Source organism: Brevundimonas sp. KM4 (genome assembly GCF_000964075.1).
GTDB classification, from domain to species: Bacteria; Pseudomonadota; Alphaproteobacteria; order Caulobacterales; family Caulobacteraceae; genus Brevundimonas; species Brevundimonas huaxiensis.
Window position 1 is genome coordinate 56,577 of sequence record NZ_JZRG01000009.1, and the last position, 14,122, is coordinate 70,698.

Below are 14,122 nucleotides of genomic sequence, written 5' to 3' on the forward strand. Positions count from 1 at the left end.
TTGTCGGCGCCTTGGTCAGGCCAGCGGCGTCCATTTTTCATTGTCCGGCAACGGCGCGAACAGCGCATCCAGCGTCTCGTTGGTAACGCGCGACAGGTCCGCCGGGGACCATTTCGGCGCATTGTCCTTGTCCACGATCACCGCCCGCACGCCTTCCTGGAAGTCGTGGGTGCGCACCACGCGGCCGCCCAGGGCGTATTCCATCGCCATATTGTCGGCGAAGCTGTTCAGCGTTGCGCCCGTCCGGATCTGGCGCAGTGAGACCTTCAGCGACTGTGGCGACTTGGTCTTCAGGGTTTCCAACTGCTGCAGCGCCCAGTCCGAGCCGTCCGCCTCAAGCGCCTGGAAAATCTCTTCAACCGTATCGAAGGCGAACAGCCGGTCGATGGCCTCGCGGTGGGCCGACAGCGGTGCAGGCCCGGCGTCACCCGCGTGACGCATCACGACCGACGACGGATCGGCGGGCTCGCGCATCAGATCGGCCTTCAACGCATCGACGCGATCCGCGGGCACGAAGTGCGTGTGGATGCCAAGGGCCACCGTATCCGCCGCCTTCAGCCGCGCGCCTGTCAGCGCCAGCCACACGCCGGTCTGGCCCGGCAGGCGCGGCAGGAACCAGCCGCCGCCCACGTCGGGGAACAGGCCGATCCCTGTCTCGGGCATGGCGTAGGTGGTGCGCTCGGTGGCCACACGAATGTCGGCCGGCTCGGAAATGCCGACCCCGCCGCCCATGACGATGCCGTCCACGATGGCGATGATCGGCTTTGGATAGTCGAACATCAGGTGGTTCAACCGATACTCGGCCAGGAAGAAGGCCTTGGCCTCCGACGCATCGCCCGCACCGCTTTCGGCGATCATGCGAATGTCGCCGCCCGCGCAAAAACCCCGCTCGCCGGCGTGGTCTATAAGTATGGCGGAGACGGAGGGATTCGAACGCCAGGCCAGCAGCGCCTCCGTCATCGCGTCGCACATCGCCCGGTTCAGCGCATGGATCGCCTTGGGTCGGTTCAGGGTGATGCGACCAACGCCGTTTTCGATCCGAGTGACGACCTCGGCCTCGTTCACTTGGTCATCTCCCGCGCGATGATCACCCGCATGATCTCGTTGGTGCCTTCCAGAATACGGTGGACCCGCAGGTCGCGCACGATCCTTTCGAGCGGATAGTCCTTCAGATAGCCATAGCCGCCGTGCAGTTGCAGGGCCTCATCGGCGATCTGGAAACAGGCGTCGGTGGCCAGGCGCTTGGCCATGGCGCACCACTTCGTCTTTTCCGGATGATCGGTGTCTATGGCCCAGGCGCCGCGCAGCACCATCAGTCGCGCCGCCTCCAGCTCCGTGGCCATGTCGGCCAGCCGGAACTGCAGCGCCTGAAACTCGCCGATCGGGCGGCCGAACTGTTTGCGGGTAGCGACGTAGTCCTGCGCCGTCTCCAGCGCCAGCCGCGCCCCGCCCAGCGAACAGGCGGCGATGTTCAGCCGCCCGCCGTCCAGTCCGGCCATGGCGTATTTGAAACCCGCCCCCTCGTGGCCCAGCAGGTTGGCGACCGGCACGCGACAGTCGTCGAACTGGACGATGGCGGTCGGTTGGGCGTTCCAGCCCATCTTCCTTTCCTGCGCGCCGAACGACAGGCCGGGCGTGCCGGCCTCGACCACGATCGCGCTGACGCCCTTCGGCCCCTCGCCGCCCGTGCGGACCATGACGACATAGACGTCGGACGTGCCCGCGCCGGAGATGAAGGCTTTGGAGCCGTTCAGCACATAATGGTCGCCGTCGCGCACGGCCGTCGTCCGCAGCGCCGCTGCGTCAGAGCCGGAGCCCGGCTCGGTCAGGCAATAGGAGGCGATCTTCTCCATCCCGACCAGGGACGGCACGAACCGGCCGCGCAGGTCGTCCGACCCGAACCGGTCGATCATCCACATCGCCATGTTGTGGATCGAGATGAAGGCCGCCGTCGCCACGTCGCCGCGCGACAGCTCTTCGAAAATCACCGCCGCCTCGACCCGGCCCAGGGCCATGCCGCCGTGTTCCTCCGCCGTATAGATGCCGCAGAAGCCCATCTCGGCCGCCTGTTTCATCACATCGACGGGGAAATGCTTCTTCTCGTCCCAGTGTGCCGAGTGCGGGGCCAGTTCGGCCTCGGCGAAGGCGCGGGCGGCGTCCTGAATGGCGCGCTGGTCTGCGGTAAGGGCGAAGTTCATCGGGTCAGCACCATGAAATCAGACCTGTTCTGGCCGGAACCTATGTTGAAACGGGTAGACGCCAAACCGAGACCGCCCACAGTTCGGGCACTCGGCCGGCAATGGATCCAAGCTCGGAAAAACGAGAGGACGGGTATCACGTCGCGTGAGATGAAACCCGCAGCGAGGACATTTCAGTTCAGCTAGCCCCCAAAAAGCCAGCACAGAAATCCCCCCGAAAACGCTCGCTTCCAAAGGCGCCACGACCAAAATGAAGCCAACCAAGGCAACCAACATCGCAGCGTAGGTTACGAGTTGCAGCGGGACGATCCAACGCACGCCCTACCTCATCGTCGGAATGACGAACGAGCTGTCCGAATGCTCCAGCGCCGAGTCCGGCCAGCGGGCCGTCACGGTCTTGGTCTTGGTCCAGAAGCGGACGCCCTCCATGCCGTGCTGGTTGATGTCGCCGAAGGCCGAACGCTTCCAGCCGCCGAAGGTGTGATAGGCGACCGGCACCGGGATCGGCACATTGATCCCGACCATGCCGACATTGACCCGGGCGGCGAAGTCGCGCGCCGCGCGGCCGTTCTGGGTGAAGATGGCGACGCCGTTGCCGTATTGGTGGTTCGACGGCAGGGCCAGCGCCTCCTCGAACGTCTCGGCGCGTACGATCTGCAGCACCGGACCGAAAATTTCTTCCTGATAGGAGGACATCTCGGGCTTCACATGGTCGAACAGCGACGGGCCGATGAAATAGCCCTTCTCGTGACCTTGCAGGCTGAAGTCGCGGCCGTCGACGACCAGTTCGGCGCCTTCCTGCACGCCCTTTTCGATCCAGCCCGCGACACGCTCGCGGTGCTGGGCGGTGACGACGGGGCCATAGTGGGCGCCCGCATCGGTCGAGACGCCAACCCGCATCGAGGGGATCTCGGCGACCATCCGCTCGCGCAGTTCGTCGGCGGTCTTCTTGCCGACCGGCACCACGACCGGCAGCGCCATGCAGCGTTCGCCCGCCGAGCCATAGGCCGCGCCGGACAGATCCTTGATCACCTGATCCATGTCGGCGTCGGGCAGGACGATGCCGTGATTCTTGGCGCCGCCCATGGCCTGGACGCGCTTATGGTTGGCGGCGCCCGTCTGATAGACATAGTGGGCGATGTCGGACGAGCCGACGAAGCTGACGGCATGGACCAGCGGATGGGTCAGGATGGCGTCCACCGCCGTCTTGTCGCCGTGCACCACGTTCAGCACGCCGTTCGGCGCTCCGGCTTCCAGCATCAGTTCGGCCAGACGCACCGGCACCGACGGATCGCGCTCTGACGGCTTCAGCACGAAGGTGTTGCCCACCGCGATGGCCACGCCGAACATCCACATCGGGATCATGGCCGGGAAGTTGAAGGGGGTGATGCCCGCCACCACGCCCAGCGGCTGGCGCATCGAGTAGACGTCAATGCCGGGACCGGCGCCTTGGGTGTACTCGCCCTTCAGCGCATGGGGGATGCCGCAGGCGAATTCGATCACCTCAAGCCCACGCTGGATGTCGCCCTTGGAGTCGGCGATGACCTTGCCGTGCTCGCTGGACAGCAGCTCGGCCAGTTCGTCCATCCGCGCCTCGACCAGGCGTTTGAAGTCGAACATGACGCGGGCGCGGCGTTGAGGATTGGTCGAGGCCCAACCGTCAAAGGCGTTCTGCGCCGCCTGGACCGCACGATCGACCTCGCCCGTCGTCGCCAGTTGCACGCGAGCCTGCACATCCCCGGTATTGGGATTGAAGACGTCGCTGAAGCGTCCGGACGCGCCGTCGAAAGCCGCACCATCGATGAAGTGGCGAATGTCGCGCATGGCCTGGGTGTCCCTGTTGGTTCTTCTGTTGCGGCTATGGCTATCACCGCTGCGCGCCTGTCGATAATGCAAAGTTGCAGGCAGCATTCTGCGTTTTTGCAGTAAGTTTGACACATGTATGACTGGGACGATCTGCGCATCTTCATCGCCGCCGCGCGCGCAGGCTCGCTGGGCGGTGCGGCGCAGCGACTGGGCGTCGACGCCGCCACGGTCGGGCGTCGGGTCGCCCGACTGGAAAGCGCGTTGAAATCCACCTTGGTCGTCCGCTCGACCACCGGCCTTCAGCTGACCGCCGCCGGCGCCCAACTGCTCGATATCGGTCTGGAGGCCGAAAGCGCGATGGAGGCCGTCGACCGCGTGACCCAGCCCGACGCGCCCGCCGGCGTCGTGCGCGTCAGCGCGTCCGAGGGGTTTGGCGTCACCCTGATGGCGCCCGCCCTGCCCGCGCTGCGTCTGGCCCATCCGGGCCTCCGGATCGAGCTGGCGGCCACTTCCGGCTTCCTGTCGCCGACGCGCCGAGAGGTCGACATGGCGATCACCTTGGCCGCGCCGCATGCCGCACGCCTGATCGTCGAGCCGCTGACGCCGTATCAGCTGGCCCTCTACGCCTCGCCCGATCACCTGCAACGCAACGGCGTTCCGAAGACCGTCGACGACCTGAGCCGCTTCGACATCGTCGGCTATATCGACGATCTGATCTATGCGCCCGAGCTGCGCTATCTGGACGAGGTCCAGCCGGGCCTCGCGCCCCACGTCGCCTCATCTTCGATCCGGGCGCAGCGGGAGATCATCGCCGCGGGAGGCGGCGTCGGCGTCCTGCCGTGCTTCCTGGCCGAGGGTCTGGTGCGCGTGCTGCCATCGATCCTGATCGAGCGACGCTTCTGGCTGGCCACCCACCGCGACGTTCACGACACCGCACGTTTGCGCACCGTGCGTTCGTGGCTGAAGACCCTGTGTCAGGAACAACAGTCCAGCTTGAGGCCATTCTGACGTCAGCAGAGAAATCGAAGTGTGGTTCGCCGCACACACCTGCGCGTTTTTGAACGTTCGGGGAACGGAGATCTCGTTCAAATCTTAATAGAAGACGAACGAGGCCTGCCATGACACTGACCTTCAGCCTGACATTAATGACGGCCCTGATGGGTGCCCCGACTGGACCGCTGCTTAAGGACGCCGCCCTGTACAGCGCGCCTCAACCCGCCATCGAACGCGCCGTCGCGCCGAAGGCCCAGAGCACCGACCGCTTCAGCGTGCGCCTGCGTTGCACCGCCTTGGCGTCGGGCCATGTCACCGACTGCGTCGTGCTGGAAGAAACCCGTCCGGGCATGGGCTTTGGCGAAGCCGCCCTGGCCCTGATGAACGGCGCCGAGGTCACGCCGATCATGGATCGCGGCCGTCCGGTCGATGCGCCCTTCGAACGCACCATCGACTTCACGCCGTAAGTCAAAGCTCTCCCCATAGGCAAGGTCCCCGGTTGCTTGCAGCCGGGGACTTTTCTTATTCGGCTAGGTCTCGAAGACATGAACGATTTCCCTCGCCCTTGCTGGACGAGGGAAAAGCCGGCCTATCGCGCAGGCGCGATGCGCCACACCGTATTCGACAGGTCGTCGGCGACGAACAGGACACGTTTGGTGCCATCGAACGCGACGCCGACCGGGCGTCCGCGCGCCTTGCCGTCCTTCAGGAAGCCCGTGGCGAAATCGACGGGCTGACCCGCTGGACGACCGGCGTTGAACGGCACCCAGACGACCTTGTAGCCGGACGGATCCTGGCGGTTCCAACTGCCGTGCATGCCAATGAAGGCGCCGTTGGCGAACGACCCGCCAAAACCGCCATTGCGGGCGAAATCCAGGCCCAGGGCGGCGACGTGCGATCCCAAGGCGTAATCTGGCCGAATGGCCTTGGCGACCATCTCGGGATTCTGAGGCATCACGCGCGGATCGCGGTTCTGGCCCCAGTAGCTGTAGGGCCAGCCGTAGAAGGCCCCGTCCCGCACTTGGGTCAGATAATCCGGGACCAGTTGCGGCCCCAGTTCATCCCGCTCATTGACGACCGACCACAACAGATTGGTCGTGGGCTCGATGGCCAGGGCCGTCGGATTGCGAATGCCGGTGGCGATGGTGCGCCGTGCGCCAGTCGCCCGGTCGATCTCCCACACCGTGGCGCGCTCTTCTTCGACCGCCATGCCGCGCTCACCGATATTGGAGTTCGAGCCGGTGCCGACATACAGCTTCGACCCGTCCGCGCTGGCGGTCAGGGACTTGGTCCAGTGGTGGTTGATGCGCGACGGCAGCTCCGTCACCCGCTCGGCGGGCGTGGCGATACCGGTCTGGCCCGGCTGGAAGGCGAAGCGAACCAGCGCCCCCTGTTCGGCGACATAGAGATAGCCGTCGACATAGGCTAGGCCGTAGGGCGCATCGAGGTTGTCCACCAGAACGGTCCGCAATTCGGGCGTGCCGTCGTTGTTCGCGTCGCGCACCAGGGTGATGCGATTGCCGCCTTTGATCTTGGTGTTGCCCTGCTTCTTGATGACGCCGGCGATCACATCCTTGGGCCGCATGGCGGGCGCATGGCCGCCGCGCCCCTCTGCGATCAGCACATCGCCATTGGGCAGGACAAGCATCTGACGCGGGATTTTGAGATCGGTGGCGAAGGCGCTGATCGTAAAGCCTTGCGGCACCGTCGGCGTCTCGCCGTTCCAACCTGCCGGCGGGCTGATCTTCATCGGCGGGACCAGCGTCTCGTTGATTTTGGGCAGGTCGGGCGTCGCGCCGGTCTGGTTCAGTTTCGGGTCGCTGGCGTTGCCGCACGATGCGACCGTCAGGGCCATGGCCAGGGTGGCGGCGCTGGCGGCGAGCAGGTTCTTGTTCATCGGACGCTCTCCCGCGCGGCATAGGCGGTCCAGCCAGCGACCAGGACCAGGATTGTGCAGAGGATCGAAAGGATAAGACCGAAGGCTCCGACGGAGCTCCACGCGTCTTGGCTGTGTTTGAAGGCGTTCACCAGCCCCAACACCCAGGCCAGCGCAAGCGCGACCAGATGCACCGTCGCCCGCCGTGACCGCCCGTGGCGCAGGCCGACGACGAAATCGAAGATCGAAAACAGGCCGGCGACACCGCCGAATACCAGCGCTCCGGTGATCAGCCAGGCCGAGAAGTTCGTCCACTGGACCTCCGCCGTCTTCAGATAGGCGATGTCGGTGAACAGGGCGAAGGTGAATAGCGCGATCGGAAACGCCAGCAGTATCCAATGCAACGGTCGAACGACCGCATCCTTCAGTCCATGGGTGCTCATGCCAGCCCTCTCCGTAAAGTCTGGCTTGGCTAACCGTCTGAACGGGAAATGGTTCACATCGGCTTTTGCCGCGCCGATCTTGCAGGGCCGGAGCGAAGAAAGCGTTCTCGCTTGGCGCCCCACACATTGCGTCGCTGATGCGCCGTCAGCCCCCATCGACAATGCCGATCAGCGTCTCGGCTTTACCCGACCCGATTGGACCAAGCGGCGTAAAGGTCCAACGCCTTCTGCGGCGAAGATATCCACCAGGAATAGCCGTTGCGTCTTCCGACGGAGATTTCATTCACATCGTCGTGGATGGTCTGATCCTTGTCGCCGAAGATCGGACGCCCGGTCACCAGATCGTAGTTGCGAGACCAGATCGGACCCGCCCCGGCCTTGTCGATCAGCTTGCGTCCGTCGTCGGTCATTTCGAATGACTTGTCATAGACACGCACCGCCTCAAGCCATTCGGCGGCGCCGCGGACGGCGGCCTTGATCTCCGGCGACGGGTTCTCCTCGCCCATCAGGAAGATCAGGATATCGGTTGTTTCGCCGCTTGCGATGGATCGCGGCTCGTAGTTCCGAGCGCTTGTTGGCACCAGCCGCATGGGCTCGACCTGCTGCGGCCAGCCCAACAGGCGATCCCCTTGACGCACCTGGGCCGCGAGGATCACCTCGATCGCCTTTTGGGTCGCCTCGGCCGCCTGTGTCTCCAAGTCAGCCGGCACGAAGTCGAAGCCCTCAGCGCCATGGGCGACATCACGAAGCAGCATGGCCGCGTTCGCCACCGCATTGTCATTGAATGTGATTGAGTCGTGGAAGCCGCCTTCGAGCGGCCAGATCTGAGGCCAGCCGCCATTGGGATATTGCGCGTTCAGCAAATAGCGCACGCCTCGGATCACGCTGGCGCGCCAGGCGTCGCCGCCGCGTCCCGGCGCGTAGGCGGCGACCTTGGCCAGGAAACGCATTTCCGACCACGTCGCCTCGTTATCCAACGTGCCAACGAAGGTCCAGAAGCGATCCGCCGGCGCATCGAAGTTCGCCGGGTTCTGCTCCATGGTTTCGGCGTCGTTGGAGAACCGCTGACCCGGCAGGCGCGCAATGCTGCGATCCTGGTTTTTGCTCCATCCGCCGGCGGGGGTCTGGAAACTGACGATCGCATCCGCGACGGCCCGGGCTTCGGCCGTGGCGTACCAGTCGGCAGGCCGATCCAGCGGCATGTTGTAGTGTGCGGGTCCGATGGCCTTGGGCGGCGGCGGCGGAGCCACTCCAGCGGGAAGCTCGGCCGCGAGCGCAGCGCGGTCGGCCAGATGCTGGGCCTGGGAGCGTGCCAGATACTCGGCCCACGGACCACGCTCCGCGTCGGGCAAGGCGCCGATCCTGTCGCTGGTCAGGCCCACCGCCGGCGTGTTCAGCCGCAGGACTTCAGCCTGAGCAACGCCGGAAACGCCCCCCACAAGCGCGACCACGCCAAATGCCAGGATCGAACAGGCGGATAGAATTTTCATCGCGCTAACTCCCACAATTTTTGGTTTTTCATGCTTGTCTGGATCGCAGCCCAGTGACGCCGGACGACGCGGTCACCTTGGGGCCTTGGCCGTCCAGGGTGTCGATGTTGCAATCGCGGAAGCGCCAGTTCTCGGCATTGGCGATGGCGCCCGCATCCTGCACATCCCAGTCCAACCGTTCGAAAATGAAGTCTTTCAGCGGCGCTTCGGGATAGGCGGCGGCGGCGAATCCGACTTTGCCGCCGACGGCCTTGATGTTCGACAGGCGAACATCGTGGATACGGGGAATGCCCTGTTCGCGCGGCACGGGCGTGGCGAGCGCGCGCCAGTAATCCGGCACGTCCGCGATTCCGCGCGGGATCTGGGCGTAGCTGTAGTTTGGGTACCAGTTCAGGTTCACTTGCATCAATGTGCGCACGTCCTGCAGATGGATGTCGCGCAGGCGGATGTTGGAGATCACGCCGCCGCGTGTGTGGCCTGATTTGAAGAAGATCCCCAGCGGCACCGGATACTCGATCCTCAGCCCAGAGACTTCGATGTCGTCAAATCCGCCAGATGTCTCCGATCCGAAGGTCATCCCGGCCAGGGCGTCACGGACGATGCAGTCGCGAATCTTCACCTGACGGCACGGCCGGGCTACCCGCAGCCCGTCCCAGTCGCGTCCGGCCTTGATGCAGATCGCGTCGTCGTTGACCGACAGGTCGCATCTCTCAACCAACACCCGCTCCGACGAGTCGATGTCGATGCCGTCCGTCGAAGGTCCGCGTCCGCCGATGTTATTCCTGATGATCAGGTCGGCGACCTTCACATCCCGCGAGTAGCAGACGTGGACGGTCCAGAAGCCCGATCGCGCCAGATTCAGACCGGAAACCTCGACCTGCTGTGAATCGTAAACGTGGACCAACCGCGGACGGCGGCAGTCGTAGTCAGCCGCCCATCGCAGGTCGCGCGGATCATAATCGCGGCGCAGCGCCCAGTAGGAGTCCCAGAAGAGCTTGCCGTCGCCATCGACCAGACCCTCGCCCGTGATCTTGGCGTTCTGTTGCTGATAGACATTCAGCAAGCCGGCGGGCCAGTCCATCTCAACGCCGGCAACACGCGTGCGAACCATCGGATAGGCGGCCAGATCCTGAACGCCGCGCAGAGTGGCGCCGCGTTCGATCGACAGGGTCACCCCCGACTTCACGGATAGCGAACCTGACAGATACAGACCGGGCTTCAGGACCACGACCCCTCCGCCCTGCCCTGCCGCTGCGTCGATGGTGGCCTGAATAGGACGCGTGTTGATGGTCACTCCGTCGCCCATCGCGCCATAGTCGGACGCATCGAAGGTGCGCGAACGGCTCGACTGTGCAAACGCCGGCGTCGCTTGCGTCAAGGCACTGACGACACCCAGTTGCAGAAGCGTGCGGCGATCGGCGCGCATCTAGATTTCCCACATTCTGTTCTTTCGTCTCACAATAGTGGACGATATAAGGCTGGCAAGAGATACCGATAGTTGATCGTCAGAATTTGACACCGGTTACGTTGCGGCTCGCTGTCCAGGTGGGCCACCAACCATCATGCGCCGCCCGGAGCAGCGCCGGAGGAAACATGGCCCTGCCAACCCGACCCTGCCTTGGCCTGATAGCAGTCCTGATGAGCTCGGCCGCCATGTCCGGCCCCGTTCTAGCGCAAACGACCGGAGCCTTGCCGCCGGGCGTCGAGGCTGAATGGCTGGCTGAACGCGATCGCCCCGCCCTTTACACCGACGTGGCAGGCGTGCCGTCTCGAGAGAGCACGATGGCGGCTGTCGAATATGTTGCTTCCTCGCAAATCGCCGCCATGGCCGCCGAGCCGCTCGCTCTATCGACGGGCAGCAACCTGACGCAGATGTCGTCGAACTGGGTCGCAGCCACCTTTTACGTCGGCGCCTCGCGACTTGCGCGCGTCTCGGACGACAGGAGAACCCTGCGCTTTTTGAGCGCCGTGGCCGATCACTACAACTACAGTGTACGGGGCGCGCGCTCGGGCAAGACGATGCTGAACGCCGACGATATCGCGATCGGCGATCTCTACGAAGAACTCTACGCGCGTCGTGGACAGGAGGGCGTGCTGATGCCGCTGCGTCAGCGGCTGGACTGGCAGGTCCCCTATCTGGCCCGGGCGGAAGACACACCGGCGCTGGTCTGGTGGTGGGCCGACGCGCTCTATATGGCGCCCCCGGTCTTCGCCCGCATGACCGCGATCACAGGCGATCCGAAATATCTGAACGCCGCAGACAAGGAATGGCGACGCACAGCGGCGCGGCTGTGGGTGGAGGACGAAAAACTCTTTCTGCGCGACGAACGGTTCAAGGACGAGAACCATCGTGACGCTGATGGCGACCGCATCTACTGGTCGCGGGCCAATGGCTGGGTCATGGGCGGTTTGGTGCGATGGCTGGAATCCGTGCCTGCCGATTTGGCCGGGCGCGGCTTCTATGTCGACCTCTTCCAGAAGATGGCCGGCAGGATCGCAGGTCTCCAACAAGAAGACGGACTGTGGCGCGCCAGCTTGCTGGATCCCGAAGCCTATCCCGAGGCTGAAACCTCAGGCTCGGTCTTTTATGTCTACGCTCTGGCCTGGGGGATCAATCACGGCCTTCTGGATCGCGACATCTACCTGCCGCACGTGTTGAAGGGTTGGGCCGGGCTGAACCGCCATGTGCTTGCGAACGGCCTGGTGGGCGCGGCGCAGAGGACCGGCGATCAGCCCGTATCGACCGACCCTGAGGACGTCGGCCTCTATGCTTCAGGAACCTATATTCTGGCCGGGCTGGAAGTCGCGTCTCTGAATGATCCAGTTCGCTCTCTGCCATTAACGGAACCCACGCGCGCCACGGCCGAAGTGATCGCTGCGACCACCCCTGTCCCGCCCGCCCCCGTGACGGTCGTCGGCGCCGAAGAAATCCGACGTCGAGACGCCGAAATGCGTGCGACCTCGGCGTTCTCCTACGATCCATCCGCTCTGAATCGACCCTCGACCATCGAACCGCTGGAGCCGCCGCCGGAAGACCAGCAGCGACCGCGCGCGGTCGCCCGCTTCGCGCCGGATCGTTTGGATGACCTGCTATGGGAAAACGATCGCGTCGCTCATCGCATTTACGGTCCCACGCTTGAAGCGCGCGAGGCGCCCTCTGGCTCGGGCATCGATGTGTGGGCCAAACGGGTCCGCTATCCCTTCATGGACCGCCAGTTGAAGTTCCCGAACTATCACGTCGATCGCGGCGAAGGCCTGGATTATTACGACGTGGGACGCGGCAGAGGCGCCGGGGGTCTGGGCATCTGGTACGACAACAAGCTCTGGACCAGTCGCAACTTCTCCACCTACCAGATTGAGAAAACCGGCGGCGACGAGGCGCGGTTCAGCGTGACCTACCGGCCTTGGCCTGTCGACGTCGTGCGCACGGTTTCAGAAAGGCGTGAGTTCAGCCTTCCGTTAGGCTCCAACTTTACGCGAATGACCTCCACTCTGACCTCGAACTCCGACGCACCGCTGATCGTCGCGATCGGCATTTCGAAGCGCAGCAACGACAACGGACGAGGCTTCGTCACGCGCGACGCCGCACACGGGCGTCTGATGTTCTGGGAGCCTGAAAACCCCGAGCATGGCTCGCTTGGCATCGCCCTGGCGGTTGATCCCGCAACGGTCGAGGGCTTCACTGAAGACGCCGACAACTATCTGATACTGGTGCGGGTCACGCCGGGTCAGTCGTTCACCTACTACATGGGATCGGCGTGGGATCGCGGCCTGGACTTCGCCACGCGCAGCGCCTGGGAAGATTTCGTCGCAAACCAGAGGTTCGATTTCCGCCAAGGCGACTAGCCGGCAAGCGAAATTCTGTCGCCGCGTCGCGCGGTTCGGCCGATGTCAAAAGAAGGGCGGTGCCGGTTATACCGACGCCGCCTGTCTTATCTCGCCGATCTGTTGGGATCAGAAGCGATACCGCGCGCCGATGTAAACCTGGCGGCCAGTGTGGTGATAGACATAGGTGCTGTCACGCGGCAGGCCGATGTCGCCGTGGTTCTGACGGTTGGCTTCGTCGGTCAGGTTCAGCCCCTCGACAGAAACACTGAGGTTATCGGTCAGGTTATAGGATGCTGAAGCGTCGATCGTCGTAGTTTCGGTCTTGCCCTGATACGGGATCAGACCCGTGGCGCCGTTTGAACCCGGCACGTTCTGGAAATAGGTGTCGCGATAGGCCGCCGACACACGCGCATTGAACTTGCCGTCGTCATAATACAGCGTCGCGTTCCAGGCGTTTGGCGACAGGTTGACCAGATCCGCCGTCACAAAGGCCGCGCAGGTTGCGGTGACGCAATACTGAATCTCGGATTCAACGTGCGTGTAGTTCAGCTGCGTACCGATATTCGACAGCAGGCTGGGCAGGAAGGAGAAGGTCTGCTGATAGCTGATCTCGAAGCCTTTCAGCGGGCCGCCCGGCGTGTTGGTAGGCGTGCTGAACTGATAGATGTCGCCGGCAGGACGACCGCCTGACGGGAAGGCCACAGGGTTCAAGGCCGTCAGTTGGCTGTACGACAGCGGTTCGGTGGTCGTCTGCACATAGGTCGAGATGTCCTTGTAGAAGTAGGCGAAGGACAGCAGAGCTTCAGGCGCGAAGTAATATTCAACCGACAGGTCGTAGGTCGTCGCCCGGTAGGGTTCCAGCTCGACATTGCCCAGCGAGGCCGTATTGGTCGCCGCTCCGGCCGCGCTCAGCGTGAAGACCGGAACCAGACTGGTGACAGGCGGTCGCGCCATGACCTTGGCGGCGCCCACGCGCACGATCAGATCCTTCATCGGCTCGATCGAGACGTTTAGCGACGGCAGGGTGTCGTCATATTCGTTCTCGCCCCGGACCGGCGTCGCAACACCACCGACGTTGGAATGACCCAAGGCGTCGACCTCGGTCTTGACCTGACGTACGCCGACGTTGCCTCGGAAAGGCACACCCATGATTTCCGTGTCCCAATCGGCCTGCACATAGGCGCCGGTGTCGGTCTCGGTCACGTCACGCCAGTTGCCATAGGTGGACGGATTGCCGTTCAGGCCGATCAGTCGGAAGTCACCGCCTGCTACGCCCGTGTCGCAGTTGCAGTTGTAATTCCAGACTGTCTGCAACGCAGCCAAGTCCGGCCGAACCCAGCTGCTCGCAGCGCCCGACGGCAGATCGAGATTGCGACCGAAGCCGCTCAGCAGATTGGTGACCGAAGCCATGCTCGTGCCCGCCGGCAGTGCTGGCGAACCGTTGGCGTTGTTCGGGCGCGCGAAGGTGATCTTCCCCCGTAAAAGTGG

The 14,122-nt window shown here is 64.1% G+C and carries 11 protein-coding genes; 3 read left to right on the forward strand and 8 right to left on the reverse strand.

The window, feature by feature from the left end:
* Positions 1–15: 15 nt before the first annotated feature.
* From VH88_RS06755 to VH88_RS06765, 3 genes are all read right to left on the reverse strand, one after another.
* Positions 16–1,065 (reverse strand): enoyl-CoA hydratase/isomerase family protein, encoded by a 1,050-nt coding sequence (locus VH88_RS06755; protein WP_045810576.1) that lies wholly within the window; start codon positions 1,063–1,065, stop codon positions 16–18.
* A complete protein-coding gene (locus tag VH88_RS06760) occupies positions 1,062–2,198 on the reverse strand; it encodes an isobutyryl-CoA dehydrogenase (protein ID WP_045810577.1) in 1,137 nt (378 codons plus the stop codon). Before VH88_RS06760 ends, VH88_RS06755 begins: the two co-directional genes overlap by 4 nt.
* 321 nt (positions 2,199–2,519) lie before the next feature.
* Positions 2,520–4,022, reverse strand: a complete 1,503-nt coding sequence (locus VH88_RS06765; protein WP_039245273.1) for a CoA-acylating methylmalonate-semialdehyde dehydrogenase — start codon at positions 4,020–4,022, stop codon at positions 2,520–2,522.
* 114 nt (positions 4,023–4,136) lie between these two features.
* Between VH88_RS06765 and VH88_RS06770 the strand changes: the two genes are divergently transcribed.
* The gene (locus tag VH88_RS06770; RefSeq protein ID WP_045810578.1) at positions 4,137–5,012 is read left to right on the forward strand and encodes a LysR family transcriptional regulator; all 876 of its coding nucleotides are present in this window, start codon (positions 4,137–4,139) and stop codon (positions 5,010–5,012) included.
* Between the two features lie 110 nt (positions 5,013–5,122).
* Positions 5,123–5,464: a TonB family protein gene (locus VH88_RS06775; RefSeq protein ID WP_045810579.1), complete on the forward strand. Its 342-nt coding sequence runs from the start codon at positions 5,123–5,125 to the stop codon at positions 5,462–5,464.
* A 122-nt stretch (positions 5,465–5,586) separates the two neighbouring features.
* On the opposite strand, the gene VH88_RS06780 is transcribed toward VH88_RS06775, so the two are convergent.
* From VH88_RS06780 to VH88_RS06795, 4 genes are all read right to left on the reverse strand, one after another.
* Positions 5,587–6,894, reverse strand: a complete 1,308-nt coding sequence (locus tag VH88_RS06780; RefSeq protein WP_045810580.1) for a sorbosone dehydrogenase family protein — start codon at positions 6,892–6,894, stop codon at positions 5,587–5,589.
* Positions 6,891–7,316: a DUF2231 domain-containing protein gene (locus VH88_RS06785; protein ID WP_045810581.1), complete on the reverse strand. Its 426-nt coding sequence runs from the start codon at positions 7,314–7,316 to the stop codon at positions 6,891–6,893. The genes VH88_RS06780 and VH88_RS06785 overlap by 4 nt, the downstream gene beginning before the upstream one ends.
* A 182-nt stretch (positions 7,317–7,498) precedes the next feature.
* Positions 7,499–8,806, reverse strand: coding sequence for a pectate lyase (gene pelA, locus VH88_RS06790; protein ID WP_045810582.1), 1,308 nt, complete (start codon positions 8,804–8,806; stop codon positions 7,499–7,501).
* Between the two features lie 28 nt (positions 8,807–8,834).
* Positions 8,835–10,232 (reverse strand): glycoside hydrolase family 28 protein, encoded by a 1,398-nt coding sequence (locus VH88_RS06795; RefSeq protein ID WP_045810583.1) that lies wholly within the window; start codon positions 10,230–10,232, stop codon positions 8,835–8,837.
* A 212-nt stretch (positions 10,233–10,444) separates the two neighbouring features.
* Between VH88_RS06795 and VH88_RS15625 the strand changes: the two genes are divergently transcribed.
* A complete protein-coding gene (locus VH88_RS15625; protein ID WP_231576606.1) occupies positions 10,445–12,652 on the forward strand; it encodes a glycoside hydrolase family 88 protein in 2,208 nt (735 codons plus the stop codon).
* A 108-nt stretch (positions 12,653–12,760) separates the two neighbouring features.
* Here the strand turns inward: VH88_RS15625 and VH88_RS06805 are convergent.
* Positions 12,761–14,122, reverse strand: a 1,362-nt coding sequence (locus VH88_RS06805) for a TonB-dependent receptor (RefSeq protein ID WP_045810589.1), incomplete at its 5' end; no start/stop codon positions are given.

Excerpts from the sequence above, each read along its gene's own strand:
- VH88_RS06760 (WP_045810577.1), bottom strand. The coding sequence starts at position 2,198 with ATGAACTTCGCCCTTACCGCAGACCAGCGCGCCATTCAGGACGCCGCC.
- VH88_RS06765 (WP_039245273.1), bottom strand. The coding sequence starts at position 4,022 with ATGCGCGACATTCGCCACTTCATCGATGGTGCGGCTTTCGACGGCGCG.
- VH88_RS06770 (WP_045810578.1), top strand. The coding sequence starts at position 4,137 with ATGTATGACTGGGACGATCTGCGCATCTTCATCGCCGCCGCGCGCGCA.
- VH88_RS06775 (WP_045810579.1), top strand. The coding sequence starts at position 5,123 with ATGACACTGACCTTCAGCCTGACATTAATGACGGCCCTGATGGGTGCC.
- VH88_RS06780 (WP_045810580.1), bottom strand. The coding sequence starts at position 6,894 with ATGAACAAGAACCTGCTCGCCGCCAGCGCCGCCACCCTGGCCATGGCC.
- VH88_RS06785 (WP_045810581.1), bottom strand. The coding sequence starts at position 7,316 with ATGAGCACCCATGGACTGAAGGATGCGGTCGTTCGACCGTTGCATTGG.
- pelA (WP_045810582.1), bottom strand. The coding sequence starts at position 8,806 with ATGAAAATTCTATCCGCCTGTTCGATCCTGGCATTTGGCGTGGTCGCG.
- VH88_RS06795 (WP_045810583.1), bottom strand. The coding sequence starts at position 10,232 with ATGCGCGCCGATCGCCGCACGCTTCTGCAACTGGGTGTCGTCAGTGCC.
- VH88_RS15625 (WP_231576606.1), top strand. The coding sequence starts at position 10,445 with ATGAGCTCGGCCGCCATGTCCGGCCCCGTTCTAGCGCAAACGACCGGA.